Source organism: Candidatus Leptofilum sp., assembly GCF_965223525.1.
In the GTDB taxonomy this organism is placed as follows: domain Bacteria; phylum Chloroflexota; class Anaerolineae; order Promineifilales; family Promineifilaceae; genus Leptofilum.
Window position 1 is genome coordinate 2,298,919 of sequence record NZ_CBDCWX010000005.1, and the last position, 16,508, is coordinate 2,315,426.

Below are 16,508 nucleotides of genomic sequence, written 5' to 3' on the forward strand. Positions count from 1 at the left end.
TTTTTCTTGAAGCATTATGGCAGATTTAACGTTAATGGCCGTTCCCCACATTCCCTATGTCCAACCCGGTGACAACCTGGCTGATCTCATCCTGAAAGCGTTAGCCCAGGCAGAGATGACGTTGGCTGATGGCGACGTGCTGGCCATTGCCCAAAAAATCGTTTCTAAGGCAGAGGGACGGCTGGTGTGCTTGGCAGACGTGCAGCCCAGCAAACGTGCGCTGGAAGTGGCAACCCAAACCGACAAAGACCCTCGCGTGGTGGAGCTGATTTTGCAGGAGAGCGACGAAATCTCGCGGATGCGGCCGGGCGTGCTGATTGTGCGCCATCGGCTGGGCTTTACCAGTGCCAATGCGGGTATTGACCGCTCCAACGTGGCGCAAAGCGATGAGGATGAGACGGTTTTGCTGTTGCCAGTAGACCCAGATGCTTCAGCAGCAAAGCTGCGGGATGAAATTAGGGCGCGGCTGGGTGTGCAGGTGGGGGTGGTGATTACGGACAGTCATGGACGGCCGTTTCGCATGGGTACAGTAGGTGTAGCAATTGGCGTAGCCGGGTTGCCCGCGCTGTGGGACAAGCGCGGCGAGCCAGATTTGTACGGCTATGAGCTGCAACACACCGACATCGGCGTGGCCGACGAAATTGCAGCGGCAGCGGGCTTGCTCATGGGTCAGGCAGCCGAAGGGATGCCCGTGGTGCTCGTGCGTGGCCTAAAATTCCCCGCTGTGGGTGGTAAAGCCACCGACCTGGTTCGCCCCAAAGAGATGGATCTGTACCGTTAGTTAACGATTTGTATTTGCCACATGCTCGGCTGAGCGCCGGACAAGTTCTTTTAGCGTTGGCAAATCTACATCCTCAATTTTGTTGATGTACAGGCACGATTTGCCTGTTTTATATTTGCCTAATTGGGCCATGAGGTCGCCGTACTCTGGAAAGCCAGCCATGATATAAAGCGTTAGGCTCTTTTTGCGTGGCGAAAAACCGGTTAGGAACCAATCGCCTTCACGGCCACTTTTGTATTTGTAATGATAGTCGCCAAAGCCCACAATGCTGCCGCCCCACATTTTCGGTTCTTCACCGGTGACTTCTTTCATGAGGTCTAACACCTTGAAAGCGTCTTCTCGACGTTTGTCGTGGTCTACACTGTTTAAGAATGCTTCCACACTGCCATCGTTCTTTTTTGTTTTGAGTTCAGCCATTTTGCTCTCCTATGGAAATCATTTGCCACAGAGGCTACAGAGAAAAGCGAGATATTCGTAAGCGCAAGCTGCGCTATCTGCAAAATCTGTTGCTTTCGGGGTTGTGTTGTTGCGTCGTCATTATACCAAATGTTATAAGGTGAAGCAGTCGCCGATGGCTGGGACGTGTACCTGGCCGGGCAGTTGCTCATCTTGCCAAACCCGACGCGCTTCGGCTTGCCAACGGCCGTTTCCCCAGCCCCAGCCTGCATTGCCACGGCCGTCTGGGTGGCCGCTAAGGTGCACAAGAAATGTCTGGCGGGGCTGCAAGCGCCTGGCATAACGCTGCACGTTGGTAAACGAGGGGTGGCTGGTAGTTTTGTTGGGCTTGGCTTGCCAGAATGCAGTATCGGCAAAAAGATAATCGGCGTGAGAAAGATAGGCGACGGCCGTTTCTTGTTCAGGTGTTTGCGGGTTTACCAACCACTCATTGCTGCTGTCTAAATCCCAGAGCAGGATGGCTTTTTTAGCGGCCGTTTCAATGACAAATGCGGCACAAGCATAGCGCGGGCGACGGCCGTCTACACCCTTATCAGCGTTGAGATGGGCGACTGTTACCGGGGTGATGGTGACATCTGGCAAAGAGATTGGCAACGGCGGCAGTAAAATCCCCGGTGGCTCATTATTGCCAGTCGTGTGCAATTCACACAGGCCAAATTCAAAATCATGATGCTGCTGTACCCATTCGGCCGTGCCCGGGCGGCACCAGATTGGCAGCGGTGGCAGGTTTAGCTTGTTGCGCTTGTTGTTAGCGTGCCGCGAGACGATGAGCTGGTTCATCCCAGCCGTGTGATCCGGATGCCAGTGGCTCAAGCAGAGCCAATCTAGCCGCGCCCGGCTGCCCTGCAAATAAGGAATTGACATCAGGCTGTCGCTGACGCCCAAGCCGATATCGAACAAAACGTGGTGTGTAGCTTCGCCCTGATCATTTAAGCTAATGAGGGAAGCAGAGGTGTGGGCTTGACGAGTTCCGTTGGTGCAGCGGGCGCAATCGCAGCCCAAAATACGCGCAAGCGGGCCATCCAGCCCGTTGATAACGAGAACATGATTCATATAAATGGCCTCTTTGTGTGGTTTCTAGTTTAGCTGAGGATTATAGCAGGGGTGCGGGACGGCCGTTGCTCGTTTTACCTTCATTTAACCAACGGACGATATAGGTTTGAACGGCCGTTTCCACTCCCTCCACCATCTCAAACCAGTTAATCGCCGGGTCGTCCTTACGGAACCAGTTGGCTTGATGGCGGGCAAAGCGGTGGGTCTCGAACTTAATCCGCTCAACTGCTTCATCCAGGCTCATTTCGCCATCCAGATGCGCCCATAGCTGCCGGTAGCCCAGTCCGCTCATGCTGGGCAGGGAACGGCCGTAGCCCAAGTCGCGCAACTGCTTCAATTCATCTAGCAAGCCGTTGGCCAACATTTGATCTATGCGGGCGTCAATGCGAGCATACAGCTCCTCGCGCGGGCGCGTTAAACCAATTTGGCAGACGCGGTAGGGTGGGGGTATTTTGTGCTGTAGCTCAGAAATTGGCCGTCCTGAAACGAGCGTCACTTCCAAAGCGCGAATGATGCGGCGCAAGTTGCGAGGATCGTGCTTGGCGGCGGCGATGGAATCAAGTGCAGCTAGCCAGCGAGCCAATTCGGGGCCGGGCAGTTGGGCCAGGGCGTCGCGCAGCTTGGGGTGCGGCGGTACTTCGGGGATGCCCCAACCTTCGATCACCGCTTTCACATACTGCCCCGTACCGCCGACCAAAATGGGCAGACGGCCGTTTGCCAGCACAAAATCAATCGTCTGGTACGCACGCCGCTGGTAGTCGCCCAGGGTAATTGTCTCATCTGGTTGGCACAGGTCAATGAGGTGATGCGGAGCGATGACCTGTTCTTCTGGCGTGGGTTTGGCGGTGCCGATGTCCATCCCCCGGTAAAACAGCCGCGAATCGGCAGAAATAATTTCACCAGCCAACGCCTGCGCCAGTTGTAATGAAAGGGATGTTTTTCCAACGGCCGTTTGCCCCAGCAGTACAATCAATGGTTGATCCAAGCTAATCTCCGTAAAAAGTATGCGAGTTTGCGAGTGGGCGAGTTACCCATTCACCAGCCCAGCACCGCATTTGGAATATGCTCGCACCGAACCAATTTCCCGCTGCTGTCCAGCTCTACCGCCACCAGATCAATGCGCCAATCTACGTCCAAATCATGCTCGCCCAGGTAAATTTGGGCGAGCTGCATGAGCTTGCGGCTTTTGTGCGGCGTGAGCCCTTCTTCTGGCAAACCCATGCTGCGTCCTTTGCGCGTTTTCACTTCCACAAAGGCTAGCAGTTCGTCTCCTGCCTCAACAATGAGATCAATTTCCCCCTGCTGGCAACGCCAGTTTTGGGCGACAATGCGGTAGCCGTCTGCTTCTAGCTTGGTGGCGGCGACCTTTTCGCCCCATGCCCCCAGCTTTTTGCGGGATGCACCGGAATTAGTTGTCATGCGGCCGTTGCTCAGATTGGGTGCTGCTGCCGGGCAAAAACCAGCGGCGGCTCGTTGGATCCTTTTCTGCTGGCCAAAGCAGTTTGCCTAGCTGTCCCACAACTGGCTGCAGCCGCTCGGAATCAAAAATGCGACGGCCGTGCATTTTTTTACGCTTCAGGTCTGGCCGTTCTTCGCGCAGCCGTTCGTACAGCTCAATGGTGCGCCGTACGGTGTTGTGAATGTCGAACCGTTCGCTGTCGTGGCGAGCTGCCCGGGCCATCTGCTGGCGGCGCGCCTCGTTAGTGGTCAATCCCACCAGGGCGGCAGCTAACCCGCCAGCCGGTTTGGTGGTCAACAAGCCAGAGCGTCCCGACTCAACCGTATCTACAATGCCGGGAGAAGAGACCGCGACAACGGGCAGGCCGGCAGCCATCGCTTCGATGACGGTGAGCGGATGCACCTCAGAAACGGAAGCAGTGGCAAACAAATCGGCGGCAGCCAGGTAATTGGCTACGTTTTCGTAGACAACTGGGCCAGTGAAGGTGACGCTGTTGGCAACGCCAAGCTGACGCGCTTGTTTTTCCAGTTCGGCTTGAATTGACCCTTTGCCGATGATCATAAGATGCAGGTTGGGCACTACATCTTTGGCAATGGCAAACTGGTCTAGCAAAATATCTACATCTTTTTCGGGGGAGAGCCGGCCAACGTAAGTGACGAGTACGGCCGTTTCTGGCACACTCAAATCAGTTTTGGTTAAGGGATTTGTGGGCTGGTGGAATGGTTTCAAATCCACGCCATTTTCAATGAGTTCGATGGGGCGACGCACGCCAAACTCGAGCATTACATCCCGTACGCCAGCAGACGGGGTAACAACCACATCTGCAAAATCAGTAAACTCTGGCCAAATTTGCCGCATAATGACGTCGGCCGCGGGTTGGGGCAGGGAGGTAACTGAGCCGGTGTACAGATCGTACCGGGTGTGGTTGGTATAGACGATGGGAGAACGGCCGTACCGGTGAGCCATCTCTACACTCATAAATAGGTGATGGCAATGAATAATGTCCATCTCTTGCAGCAAGGCTTGCGCTTTGTTGCTGTAGCGCATGCTGATGTAGTAGCCATAATCCCCTAGCATGAGCCCTGGCGAGCGGACAACACCTGGCTCATCGTTGGGGTGTGGATCGCCTAGGGTAAAGATAGTGACCTCATGACCAGCCGCTTCCAAATGCTCTTTGTATAGTGAAACCATGCGGGTAACGCCATTGATGACGGGCTTATAGCAGGCAGTAACCATGCCAATACGCATTTGCTCTTCTTCCTTTAGGTACGAGTTTATGTAAACTTCGCTTATTCTGCCAAGAAGTTGGATAGTTTACATAAAACAACCTATAAACGCTTAACTTCCTATATTTATACCAAAAACCAGATAGTTTTTGTACGCCAGCCTCAAAAAAGATGTAGGCGCAATCAACATGTATCTGATAGTAGCATTACGTAAAAAAGTGGGTTTTGGTGTAGCGACTTCTTATTTTCAGTAGATTGAAACGGAGTTCGCATCCCTAGATGCTTGCTCCTCTGCGTTAGGTGCAGCCACAGTCGGGTGCGTCGCCTCGGCGCTTTGCGCCTGGCGACGCTAATCAAGGTGGTTTTTTCACTTTTTGGGGTATCACACCCCTAAAAAGTGAAAAAACCCCAAAATTCCCCCGCACGGGGTGCAAAGCACCCTCGTGCGGGCAACCATCGAGGCGACATATTTTTAGAGGAAAATTGTGCTGTTTTGAACTATGCTTGATTTTGGTTAGTTGTGTACCAATAGCCAGCGGCGCAGGTGGGTTAGCCCTAGGGTAAGCGCCCATTGGTCAATATTTTCCGGGTGGCCGCCAAAGGAACGTTGGGTGACAGATACGCCATGCGGTGAGGCAAGGGTAATGAGGATTTGCACACCGCCCTGAGTTACGTTGTTATACACCATTAGGCTCAGATCGGTATTGGTTTGGCTACGCAAGGCGTTGGCAGCGCTACGACACCACTGGCTTAGATTGTCGCCGGTGAGGTTGTCTAGCTTGAGTTGAGTGGCAACTGCTTGCCACGTTTGGGCAGGAAGTAGCTGAATATGCTCAGTAGCGGCTGGAAGCAAAGCAATAGCTTGTTGTAAGACACCGTGCGTGTAGCATTCGGCCAGACTCAGGCGCAGGTTGTTTTGCCTGAGTTTACCTAAAACAACAGTTTCCAGCCGATCGGCCTCTTCGCCAAACACATGATCACCTAATCGTTGGGAAACGGCCGTTTTCAATTGCGTCAGCTTTTCATTCAAAGCGGCTTCATGATTCGCTTTGGCCCAAAGTCGGATGTTTGTTTGCCCAGCAAAAGAGTCAAAGGTGATCCGCTGCTCTGGGGTTGCATTGAGATCAGCCAGCTCTTGCTTGAGGCTGCTTTCCATCACGCCAACGCAGCGCAGGAGGGACCAGCCAGTACGGACATCGCTGCTGAGTTGCTCCTGCAAATAGGGCAAAACCTCTGTTTCAAGCAGGTAAGACATTTCCCGGCGGTTGCCAGGCAGGCAAACCAACACACCATTTTGCTCTTCTACCATGATGCCAGTGGAGCCAACGATGCTGTCTCCCAAAATGATGCCGCCCTGGATGCCGGGTGGTTCGGGGGTGGAGCGGCGGTTGGTAACGGCCGTAACCGCCTCTAGCGTAAAGTCATCCTTGCCACTGCCTAATCCCCCAGTGGCAATCACCAAATCGGCTCGCCGCAGTGCCACCTTAAAGGCGTCGGCAATCATCTCTGGGTCGTCGCCAACAGTCACTTTGCCGGTAAGGGCAACGTTCACCTCGCGCAGGCTGCGCGAGATGTGGGCAGCGTTTGTATCCAGAATGTCGCTCACGAGGAGTTCAGTACCAATGCTGATAATTTCCACTTTCATGTTTGCTACTACTATTGTGTGGAGAACTGATCCATTACCGGTGTATCCATTTGCCAAAAAAGTGACGAACTTGGCGAATGGTACCTATGATGCATCTAATTTGCTTTGTGACAACATCAATTGGTACTGGCGAATGGTTAAATCGGTGTTGCGAATTTTGAAGGCGAGGTCTGCCGCCAGGTTTTTCATCAACTTGTAACCCAGCTCAGGATAGGTGTCGCACAGCTGCATAATCCGTTGGCGGTCAATACGTAGCAAAAGTGTGTTGGCTTGGCTCACCCGAATAGTGGCGGAGCGGATCCCCTGATCTACCAATGCCACTTCACCAAAAACTTGCCCCTGGCGCAATTCTGTCAGAACGACCATCTCGGTTTCGTCTACGTCGTCGCTTACAAAGGTGGGGTTCATCACCACTTCAACGCCACCACGAGCTATGACGTACAGTTCAGTAGATTGATCGTTTTCTTTGAGGAGAATGTCGTCAGTTTGGTAAGTGTCGGCTTGGCAAATGGCAGCAACCAGCTCCAGCTGTGTGTCGTTGAAAGAATCGAAGATGTCGGTTACGGATAAAATCGCGCTGATTGATTGCTGCATGTTGGCCTCAAATTGTCATCATCTGCTGACAGTTTGCATTCTAGCATAAAGGCAGATTTAACAAAAGCACCAACTACTATTCTCCCCAAGTTTGGCGAAGGACGCGCACCCAATTTTGGTGGGTCACTTTTTGCAGGGCGTCGTCATCTAGGCCAGCTTGCCGCAGGGCTTCGATGAGTTTTGGCAAGCCTGTTACATCAACTAAATCATCTGGCATGGTGGCGCCGTCAAAGTCGGAGCCAAAGCCTACGTGTTCGATGCCAATTCGATCGGCGATGTAGGTGAGATGGCGCCCAATTTCGATGAGGGAGGTTGTTTCTTTGAAACGGCCGTCTCGCCTTAAAAATCCAGTGTGAAAATTAATCCCCACCATGCCCCCCGTCTCTTTAATGGCATCCAACTGCTTGTCAGTAAGGTTGCGCGGCGAGGGGCAGAGGGTGTGGGCGTTGGAGTGGGTTGCCACCAGCGGCGCGTCGCTAATTTTGGCTACGTCCCAAAACCCTTGTTCATTCAGGTGAGAGAGATCAATCAACACGCGCAGTTCGTTGCAGGTGCGAACTAACCCTTTTCCTTTTTTGGTGAGTCCGGGGCCAATATCTGGCGACTTGGGGAAGCTGAAAGGGACACCGTACCCAAATTTAGTAGGGCGGCTCCAAACCAGCCCCAATGAGCGCAGCCCGGCGGCGTGCAGGATATGCAGCGCGTCGTAGTTGGTATCTATCGCTTCTGCCCCCTCGATGTGGAAAATGGTGGCAAAGGTGCCATTTTTGAGACAGTGCTCTAGCTCTTCGGCCGTGCGGACAATTTTCACCTCTCCCTCTGAGGCGCGTTCGATTTCAAAAAGGTGGGTGGCAACGGCCGTTGTAAAGCGCAACGCATCTTTGTGGCGAATTGGTTTGGGCAGCGGCACCTCGTACCCATCTTTGGTCATTTTGATGCCCTTGAATGCCGCTTTTTTCTCTTTTTTGGTGAGCGGGCGACGGCGATTGGGGGTAAAGACGGCAAAGAAGCCACCGGCCAGGCCGCCCTCACGGGCGCGGGGCAGATCAATGTGGCCTATGTCTGATCGCTCAAAAAAGGAACGGCCGTTGCCTCGGTGTTCTAAATGTAAATTAAGCAATGTATCGTTGTGGCCATCAAAAATGGGAAAATCAGACATGAATTACCTCACACGCTTTGAACACGAACCTACTGGTTACTAACTCATGTTACGCAGCGTAGATTTCAAAAGTCTCGTATCTCTCTGGCAAATTGCAGGACTACTTGCAAGACTTTTGAAATCTTTTCACTGGAAGTGCGTAACATCAGTTACTGAATATTAAATATTGGCAACGAGATTGTAAAGGCTGCGCCGCTGTTGTTGGGGGAAAGCACGCTCACCTGCCCCTGATGCAGTTCCACAATTTGCTTGACAATGGCCAGGCCGAGGCCAGAGCCACCGCTGTGGCGGCTGCGGGATTTGTCGCCACGCCAGAAGCGGTCGAAGACGTTGGGCAAATCTTCGGAGGGAATGCCGGGGCCGCTATCTATAACAGAGAGGTGGATGGTGGTCTGTTCTTGAACGGCCGTTACCCGCACCCGCCCCCCTTTTGGCGTATGCCGAATGCCGTTGGCCACCAAATTGGTGAGCGCCTGCTGAATCCGATCTGCATCGGCGTGGGTGATGAGCGGCTTGCCTGGCGCATCATCTACCAACCGAACGCCGCTGGTTTCTGCCAGAGGAGCCAAGCGAGCTACAACAGTTGCCGTTAGCTCACGCACGTCTAAAGGTTGCAGGGTGAGGGAAAGCTGACCAGAATCTGCCAGGGACAGCAGGCGCAAATCGTCAATGAGGCGGGAGAGGCGATGCACTTCGCCGTTGAGTTCTTGCAGTTCGGTGGGATTTGGCTCCAGCAGGCCATCGAGCATCGCTTCCAGATTGGCCTGCATGACGGTAAGTGGCGTACGCAGCTCGTGGGCGACGTCGGCAACCATCTGCCGCCGCAGCTGCTCCTGCTCTGACAGTTTGCTGGCCATCTGGTTAAACGCTTCGGCCACCTTGCCCAGTTCATCTTGCGAGCGCACCGGAACCTGCACATTGGGTTCTCCTGCTGCTAACGCTTGCGAAGCGCGGCGCATTTGGCTCATGGGGCGGGTAATTTGCCAGAAAAGGAGGGTGCCCAGCACCAATGAAACCACGCCAGCCGCGATGACGGCCGTTTGCGCCGCCTGCTGCACATCGTTGAGGAAAGACAAACCCAGTGCGTCTAGGGAAGGAGGGGCCAAAACACCTGGTCGGTCCAATGCGATCACTTCTTCGGTTACGGCCGTTTCCACTCCCTGCTCAATCACAACCTCAGGCGGTACCACCTCAATTTCTGGTGGTTCAAATTCAATGTTGGGAAAATTAGGGAACTCGGGCGGCACTAGTGTAGCAGGCCGGGGCACGGTGTGCCGAATGATAATTTCATCTCCGGTTACGATGATTTCTGCACCCTCTAGCGTACTGGGATCATCCACCACCGTAGGCAAAATAGCGCGAATCGTTTCGTTACGCTGGGCAATGTACTGGCCAAAGGCGCGGGCGGTAATGTTGCCCACCACAGCGGTTACGATGAACAGCATGAGGAAAATGACGACAGCGAACGCGCCCATCAGCCGGAACCAGAGGCTGCGCGTCATCCAGCGGAAGCGGTTCCAGACGCGGCGCAGCAGACCAAACAACCAACCCAACCCACGCCAGATGAAGCGAAACGGCCGTCGCAATCGTCCAAAGCGCATCGTCTCCTCTTTCAGGATGATGAGCTCATCCCCCACGCGGATTTGCTTGGGCGTGACACGCTTGCCGCGCCGCTGCTTGCGCTGACGATACCAGGTGGACGGCCGTACTTTTTGCAACAGCCTACGCATTGGGCAGCACCACCTCGTCTAGCCGATAGCCCACCCCGTAAATGGTGTGGATGATGGGATGATCGCCGACGGCCGTTTTCAGTTTGCGCCGCAGGTTTTTAATGTGCTGGTCAATGGCTCGCTCAAACTCTTCATGCGCCACGCCCTGCACCGCTTCCAATAATTGCGCCCGGCTGAGAACCTGCCCCTTGTGGCGCAGCAGCGTGGCCATCAGCTCAAACTCCGTTTGGGTCAAATCCAGCAAAGTGCCATCAATCCAGACGCGATAAGCCGCCAAATCCAATTGAAGCGCCCCTGCTTGCAGCAGCGTTTCGCTGGCCAGGCTGCCCTGGGTGCGGCGCAGCACCGCCCGCACGCGAGCCACCACCTCACGCGGCGAAAACGGCTTACTGATGTAATCATCTGCGCCCAGCTCCAGGCCAATGAGCCGATCCATCTCCTCGGTGCGGGCGGTGAGCATAATGATGGGCACGTTCCCCAGGCGGCGCAGGCTACGGCAGACATCCAGCCCGTCCTGCCCTGGCAAATTGAGATCGAGGAGAACGAGAGACGGCCGTTCTTGCCGAAAAGCGGGTATAGCGTCGGTTCCAGCGTGAACGGCCGACACCACAAACCCTGCCTGCTCCAAATAGAGCCGCAGGGTTCGTACAATCCGCACTTCGTCTTCCACAATTAATATCTTGTCGCTCATTGGTGGTTAAATTTTAGCACAGGTGAGATACATCGTAGGGGCAGGTCTCAGACCTGCCCCTATCAGTTATTGGTTCAGCGATTCAGGGGATTTCTCTTTGGGCTGCCGTCGTCCACGCAGAATCATCACAATGCCCAGACCAATCAGACCAAAGGAGGCCAAAATGGTGCCGATGCCGTTGACGACATCAAAAAAGGAGGGCCCGCCACGCTCGATATGAATTGTGGTGGGAATATCCGGCATAGGCGGTATTTCTGGCATTTCGGGGATGGGTGGAACGGTGGGAATTGGTGGCATCGTGGGAATAGGTGGAATGTCCACGACGATCTCTTCTTCGATGCGCTGTTCAATACGCTCGTGAATCCGCTCCTCCACAATGACATCCATCCGTTCATCAAAATGGTGATCGCCGCGAACGACGATGGTGTGGTTGGCAGCGGCCGAACTTCCGCCAATAGTCAGCCCAATAATGACGCCAATGCCAATTAGCACAAACACACCACCCATTTTTAACAGTCGCTTAAACCACCGCTTCATTCTTGCTCGCATATCGCTACCTCCAACTATTTGTTTGCCACAGAGAACACGGAGAATTTAGAGATGTTGGTTTATTTCTCAGATTGCTCTTTTACTCTGTGGCTGTTATTAAGGGAAGCTTAGCAAGCAAATATGTAGGGAATGTGTACGCTCTTTTTAGAGATGATGTAGGTTTTAGATTTGAAGGGTGAGCAGTTAACTTAAATAGATGGCTAACTGTGCCAAAACGCCTTGCCAATTTTCTTCATGGCTGTTGCGCTCGTCTGCGGTTAAAAATTCATCGTGGAAGAGGGTTAGCTCTGTTTGATTAGGGGTCAATTGGCGCAGGGTTAGCTCCACGTAGGTGTCTTCGGCGTTGGTTTCATCCCCCCAGCGCCAGGTAAAGGCGAGCTTGACTGGCTCATTGATTTCGTGGTAGAGGCCGCTAGCACGATGAACGGTGCCAACGGCCGTTTGCATTTCAATGCGGTAGTCGCCACCGGTGCGAAGATCCGTTTCAGCATTAAGTATTCGGACTTGGTCGCTGGGCCGGAACCATTTTTGCAATGCCTTTGGTTCTATCCAAGCGCGAAAGATGCGCTCAGTGGAAGCGGTGTAAGTTTGGCTAATGGTTAAGCTGAATTCTGTGTCGCTCATCATCCCCATTTTAGCGGAAGCCGCGGCTTCCGCCACCACCGCTGCGCCGTGAGCTGGAGCTGCGGGAGCGGGATCGAGAACTGCTGCGGCCAAAGCTGCTGCGAGAGCCGCCTCGGTAGCCGCCACGCCCACCGCCGGCAGACGGTCGTACCGGTTTTATTGCCTGTGCCTTACGCATAATGTCGTTCATCATGCCGTCAACTGTTTGTGCGCCATCCCAATTGAGCTTCACGCTTTGCCCAGCGGCGTTTAGCACGATGTTAGGGCCGTCGCCATCTTTGTCGCCAACGGCCGTATTCAACACAGTGGCCAAGCGGTTACTGCTGCGCTCCAGCCCGCCCGCCAATGAGTCCGAGAGTGCCTCCAGCGGAGGACGGCCGTTGCTGCTGCTCGTTGGGGAAAGTGTGTTTGATGTGGGAACGGCCGTTGCAGGTCGGGGCGGCTCTGGTCGCCAGGAGCCGCGTTGCCAGCGTCGCTGCCAGCGGTCTTGCCAGGTGCGCCGCCGGGTGGGTCGTGGCGTTGCGCCATCCCCCAACCAGGGTGGCATTTTGCCACCAAGCGTTTCAATTTGCGCCAGCAGCCGCTCATCTACGCCCAAAGCAACGGCATAGGCAAAATAGTTGTCCAAAATCTCCTGCGCCTCAGCTAAATTGCCAAACTGCTGGATTTCGCTCAGGTACAGCTTGAAGCCTTGCCACTTTTGTGCCTCTTTTTTGGCTTGCTCCGTCAGCGGGCGCGCCTTGCGCGTCAGGCGTATGCTCACAAACATCCAAATCAATATCCCACCAAACATGATGACCGGAACAGGCACATTCCAGCGGGCGTACACGCCGCTCACGAGCGTTAAACCAAGTACCGCAAAAATGGTAAACATGGCAATAACCATGAGGGCTTGCCCATATTTAGCGCGCCAGCCGTTACGGCCGTAAAAATGGCCCACCATCTCCTCGCCCATCGTTTTGGTGAGTTCTGGCAGCTTGCTGGGCAGGGTGAGCAGAAGCGTTGGCAGCGGCACAGATTTGCCATCCGGCAGCAGCGCCAGCAAATGGTTGAATAGCTGCGCTAAAAAGCGAGAAACTTTCACTTCTTCCCCGGCTGGCGTAATGATTTTGCTGTTTTCAGCGAGGAGTTCCTGGCGAACGGCCGTCAATTCTAGCGGCTCACCCATTTTCAGACGCAACAAACCCAAATCGGCCAGGTGCAGCACAGAGGCCAACACGCCCCGCGCCGTCATTTTGCCCTCGACCAAAAAGTTCACCACGCCGGGGGGCAGGTTAGAGGGCGGCTCGGTGCGGTAGTTGCCCCGCGCTTCGCGCAAGCGGCGGCTGCCTTGTAAATACCAGTAAGTGATGGTGCCGAGAACGGCCGTTACACCCGCCAAAATTTTGCCCACCAGCCAGGCCAAATCAATCCGCGCCTGCCGTTCCTGGTAAGCAATGCCTTCGGCCACCTCCGCCTCAATTGTGCTTTGCCAGGCAGGCATTGGCGCGGCCAAAGCGTCTGGCGGCAGCGTTAGTTCAATTTGCCAGGAGGCGTTGGGGGCAATCGTTGCCGAGTTTGTTAGCAAAATGGCACCATCGGCCGTGCGCGACACGTCACCGCCCGCAAAATTGGCATCTTCCAGCCCCAAGCCGTTGGGCAGCACCCAGGTGACCGCTACATTTTCTATGGGGACATCGTAGTTGGAAACGGCCGTCCAGTTCAAAAACTGCTCATCTTCGCTGGGCAAAACCGCACCCTCGACGACGTACTCAATCGTAAACTGGCTGCTTTCGCCCGCTACCAGCGCCGGCACAAACCAGTTAAGCAGCACCTCCCCTGCTACCTCCTCGTTAATTTGTACTTCGTCTTCAAAAGGACTGTAGCTGGCCCACCAGCTATACGGCCCTTCTGTCTCAACGGTGTAGCAATCTTCACAATCACCGCCCAATGCCACTTCGGTAAGTGCTAGCTCCCCTTCACGCACACCCAAAATCTCAATGCCGTCGGTGAAGAGCAGGCTGAATTGGCGATAGCCTGCATACAAAACGCCCGCTTGCACGCTAACCTGCTGCGTTTCCAGTACGTTTAGCGTGCCGTCTGGCAGCATCTCAATTTGCATTTCAATCTGGTCAATGCTGTATTCCAGGGCGGCACTGTCTTCCGCAATTTGCCACGCTTGGGGAACGGCCGTTACTAACTCCGGCGGAAAATCAAGCAGCACCTGAAACTGGGTGCCATCCACAATCTCACCCACCGATTGGTAAATGACGGTGGTGCTGGCAGCATCTTCTACAATATTCAGATCAAACGCAGGGCCAAAGGCATCAGTGGTGAGGGCGGCAGCAGGCACGGCAGCGGGGAGCTGCACCGTCACCTGGCTTTGTGGCACGGGAATGCCGCTGCGGTCTGCGGGAACCGCCCGCCACTCCAGCCGCGTGGCCTCAGGGTACACCCACAGGCCACCCTGCACAGTGTACTCAAGCACAAAAACCAGCGTGTCGCCGGGGCTGGTGGGGGCAAATTGCCAATCTACAAACAAGCTTTCCCCTGCACGAGATTGGGTAAAGGTTTGGGCCGAGCCGCTTCCCGGCAAATATACTGTTTGCTCTTCAAGCGAGGGGCCACCTGTCACGGTCACATTCTCAATGCCGCTGGTGTAGGCCAATGGAATTTCGGCAAAGCCCTGTGTGAACTCGCCGCCAAAGCGAATGTGCTGGATTTCTTGTACGGTAAAACGGCCGTCTGGCAAGATCGTAATGTTCACGTCGTATCGTTCGTACTGAACGGCCGTTTGTGCCAACACGTTTGGTCTGGGAGCCACCAGCCAGCCCAGCACACTCAGGAGGATCAGAAATGCAGGGAGTCGTTTCATCATTTTCTCAACTGTTCGTTAAATTTCGTTTCTGATGAACGTAGCATATCATTTGGGCGATCTTAAAGCGATCCTCAGCCCACTAAGGCCAGAGTTTCTCAAAAGTCCGCATTATTAGTCAATGGGACGCGGATTCACGCGGAAAACGCGGATAATCATTGGTTTTCCGCGTTTTCTGCGCTCGTCCGCGTCCGTTTTTTGATGGCACTGGCCTACTGAAAAGCCCTAGCGATTACCCCAGTCATTGACGCATTGGGAACTGTTTGTTACCATCTGCCGCTATGTTTTGTCAGCAAGGCCGCGCTATGATGCCGATTTTCTTCACGAATATTCCGCACAATATGATGATGTGCGGTATGCCTTGCTGCATCTGTACCAAGCGGGGGCGGTTCTGTACTCGTTTGGTACCGATTGTGCGTTAATCCACTTTGCACAATTCGACTTCCCCCGCACTCCCACAAAGTTCGTAGCCTAACTGCCCAAAATTCCTGGGCAACGGCCGTATGCCAATCAACCTAATACCTACTCAGCGGCGAACACAATCGCTGTCCCAACAAATAAATCTTATGCCACTCGTTGCACATACCCCCCTCCCGACGTTTGACAGCTTGCGCCAGCAAGGGCAAGAAATCCTCTCACTGAATCATGCCCTGCACCAAGACATCCGCGAGCTACACATCGGCTTCCTAAACATGATGCCCGATGCAGCACTTACCGTTACGGAGCAGCAATTTATGCGGCTGATGGGTAGTTGTAACCAGATTGCCCAATTTTATGTGCATCCCTTCTCCATTCCAGGGCTACCACGCAACCAGAAAACGCAAGCCTACATTGATGAATATTACACAACCTTTGCCCAGCTCAAAGACAAAGGTTTAGACGCACTGGTGATAACAGGTGCCAATGTGGCCAACCCCACGCTGGAGCAAGAACCATTCTGGCAGCCATTGCAAGATGTGATCGCCTGGGCCACTGAAAATGTAACCTCGGTGCTTTGCTCTTGTTTAGCCACGCATGCGCTGGTGAAGCAACTTTATGGCATCAAGCGGCAGCCTCTGCCAACCAAAAAGTGGGGCGTCTATCCCCATCGCATCACCAACAAGTGGCATCCCTTGCTACGCCACATCAACACCCGCTTCGACGTGGTGCATTCCCGCTACAACGGCATCCGGCGGGCACAGCTAGAAGCGGCCGGTTTAACCATTTTGGCAGAAGGTGAGGAAGGCGGTATCCACATGGCTGTCAGCCCGGATCAGTTTCGCATTGTCTACTTTCAGGGACACCCCGAATATGATTACAACAGCCTCTTGAAGGAGTACAAGCGAGAAGTGCTGCGATTTATTGCAGGAGAGATTGTTGAGTATCCGCCCCATCCAGAAAACTACTTTCCGCCAGAAGCAGCCAACATTGCCGACGAGTACGAAGCAATTATCTTGGCCAGCCAGGAGGCAAATACGCCCATCCCCCCCTTTCCAGAGGCACCGATTGAGCGGCATCTGGATAACACCTGGGGGGATACGGGCAAGGCACTGTTCAACAATTGGCTGGGGTTGGTGTACCAACTGACGGCACTAGACAGGAAGATACCGTTTTCCCCCGGCATTGACCCCCAAAACCCACTTGGCTTGCGCTAAATTATTCCACCAAGGACTGGCAGTCCTAGGCAGAAGTCATTGCAAACATCTAA

15 protein-coding genes are annotated in these 16,508 nt (G+C 54.2%); 2 read left to right on the forward strand and 13 right to left on the reverse strand.

Annotation, left to right across the window (positions count from 1 at the left end; genetic code table 11):
• Positions 1-16 precede the first annotated feature (16 nt).
• Positions 17-781 (forward strand): coenzyme F420-0:L-glutamate ligase, encoded by a 765-nt coding sequence (gene cofE / locus ACOQPM_RS15520; protein WP_420630178.1) that lies wholly within the window; start codon positions 17-19, stop codon positions 779-781.
• Here cofE and ACOQPM_RS15525 read toward each other — a convergent pair whose 3' ends face one another.
• From ACOQPM_RS15525 to ACOQPM_RS15585, 13 genes are all read right to left on the reverse strand, one after another.
• Complete coding sequence (locus ACOQPM_RS15525) at positions 782-1,198, reverse strand: DUF1801 domain-containing protein (RefSeq protein ID WP_420630179.1); 417 nt, start codon at positions 1,196-1,198, stop codon at positions 782-784.
• Between the two features lie 132 nt (positions 1,199-1,330).
• Positions 1,331-2,290 carry an MBL fold metallo-hydrolase gene (locus ACOQPM_RS15530; RefSeq protein WP_420630180.1) on the reverse strand — a complete coding sequence of 320 codons (960 nt, stop codon included), beginning with the start codon at positions 2,288-2,290 and terminating at the stop codon, positions 1,331-1,333.
• A 40-nt stretch (positions 2,291-2,330) separates the two neighbouring features.
• A complete protein-coding gene (gene miaA / locus ACOQPM_RS15535; protein WP_420630181.1) occupies positions 2,331-3,275 on the reverse strand; it encodes a tRNA (adenosine(37)-N6)-dimethylallyltransferase MiaA in 945 nt (314 codons plus the stop codon).
• A gap of 50 nt (positions 3,276-3,325) precedes the next feature.
• On the reverse strand, positions 3,326-3,709 hold the full coding sequence (locus ACOQPM_RS15540) for a YraN family protein (protein WP_420630182.1): 384 nt from the start codon (positions 3,707-3,709) through the stop codon (positions 3,326-3,328).
• Positions 3,699-4,997, reverse strand: coding sequence for a glycosyltransferase (locus ACOQPM_RS15545; protein WP_420630183.1), 1,299 nt, complete (start codon positions 4,995-4,997; stop codon positions 3,699-3,701). The genes ACOQPM_RS15540 and ACOQPM_RS15545 overlap by 11 nt, the downstream gene beginning before the upstream one ends.
• 492 nt (positions 4,998-5,489) lie before the next feature.
• Entirely contained in the window at positions 5,490-6,620 is a 1,131-nt protein-coding gene (locus ACOQPM_RS15550; RefSeq protein WP_420630184.1) for a molybdopterin-binding protein, read from the reverse strand.
• A gap of 84 nt (positions 6,621-6,704) precedes the next feature.
• Positions 6,705-7,214, reverse strand: coding sequence for a cyclic nucleotide-binding domain-containing protein (locus ACOQPM_RS15555; protein WP_420630185.1), 510 nt, complete (start codon positions 7,212-7,214; stop codon positions 6,705-6,707).
• A 76-nt stretch (positions 7,215-7,290) separates the two neighbouring features.
• Positions 7,291-8,373 carry a dipeptidase gene (locus ACOQPM_RS15560; RefSeq protein ID WP_420630186.1) on the reverse strand — a complete coding sequence of 361 codons (1,083 nt, stop codon included), beginning with the start codon at positions 8,371-8,373 and terminating at the stop codon, positions 7,291-7,293.
• A gap of 149 nt (positions 8,374-8,522) precedes the next feature.
• Positions 8,523-10,103, reverse strand: coding sequence for a sensor histidine kinase (locus ACOQPM_RS15565; RefSeq protein WP_420630187.1), 1,581 nt, complete (start codon positions 10,101-10,103; stop codon positions 8,523-8,525).
• Positions 10,096-10,794: a response regulator gene (locus ACOQPM_RS15570; protein WP_420630188.1), complete on the reverse strand. Its 699-nt coding sequence runs from the start codon at positions 10,792-10,794 to the stop codon at positions 10,096-10,098. The genes ACOQPM_RS15565 and ACOQPM_RS15570 overlap by 8 nt, the downstream gene beginning before the upstream one ends.
• Before the next feature lie 66 nt (positions 10,795-10,860).
• Positions 10,861-11,343 (reverse strand): hypothetical protein, encoded by a 483-nt coding sequence (locus ACOQPM_RS15575; protein WP_420630189.1) that lies wholly within the window; start codon positions 11,341-11,343, stop codon positions 10,861-10,863.
• 183 nt (positions 11,344-11,526) lie between these two features.
• On the reverse strand, positions 11,527-12,060 hold the full coding sequence (locus ACOQPM_RS15580) for an SRPBCC family protein (RefSeq protein ID WP_420630190.1): 534 nt from the start codon (positions 12,058-12,060) through the stop codon (positions 11,527-11,529).
• On the reverse strand, positions 11,978-14,824 hold the full coding sequence (locus tag ACOQPM_RS15585; protein ID WP_420630191.1) for a DUF2207 domain-containing protein: 2,847 nt from the start codon (positions 14,822-14,824) through the stop codon (positions 11,978-11,980). The genes ACOQPM_RS15580 and ACOQPM_RS15585 overlap by 83 nt, the downstream gene beginning before the upstream one ends.
• Positions 14,825-15,387: 563 nt before the next feature.
• Between ACOQPM_RS15585 and metA the strand changes: the two genes are divergently transcribed.
• On the forward strand, positions 15,388-16,455 hold the full coding sequence (metA, locus tag ACOQPM_RS15590; RefSeq protein WP_420630192.1) for a homoserine O-succinyltransferase MetA: 1,068 nt from the start codon (positions 15,388-15,390) through the stop codon (positions 16,453-16,455).
• Positions 16,456-16,508: the final 53 nt, after the last annotated feature.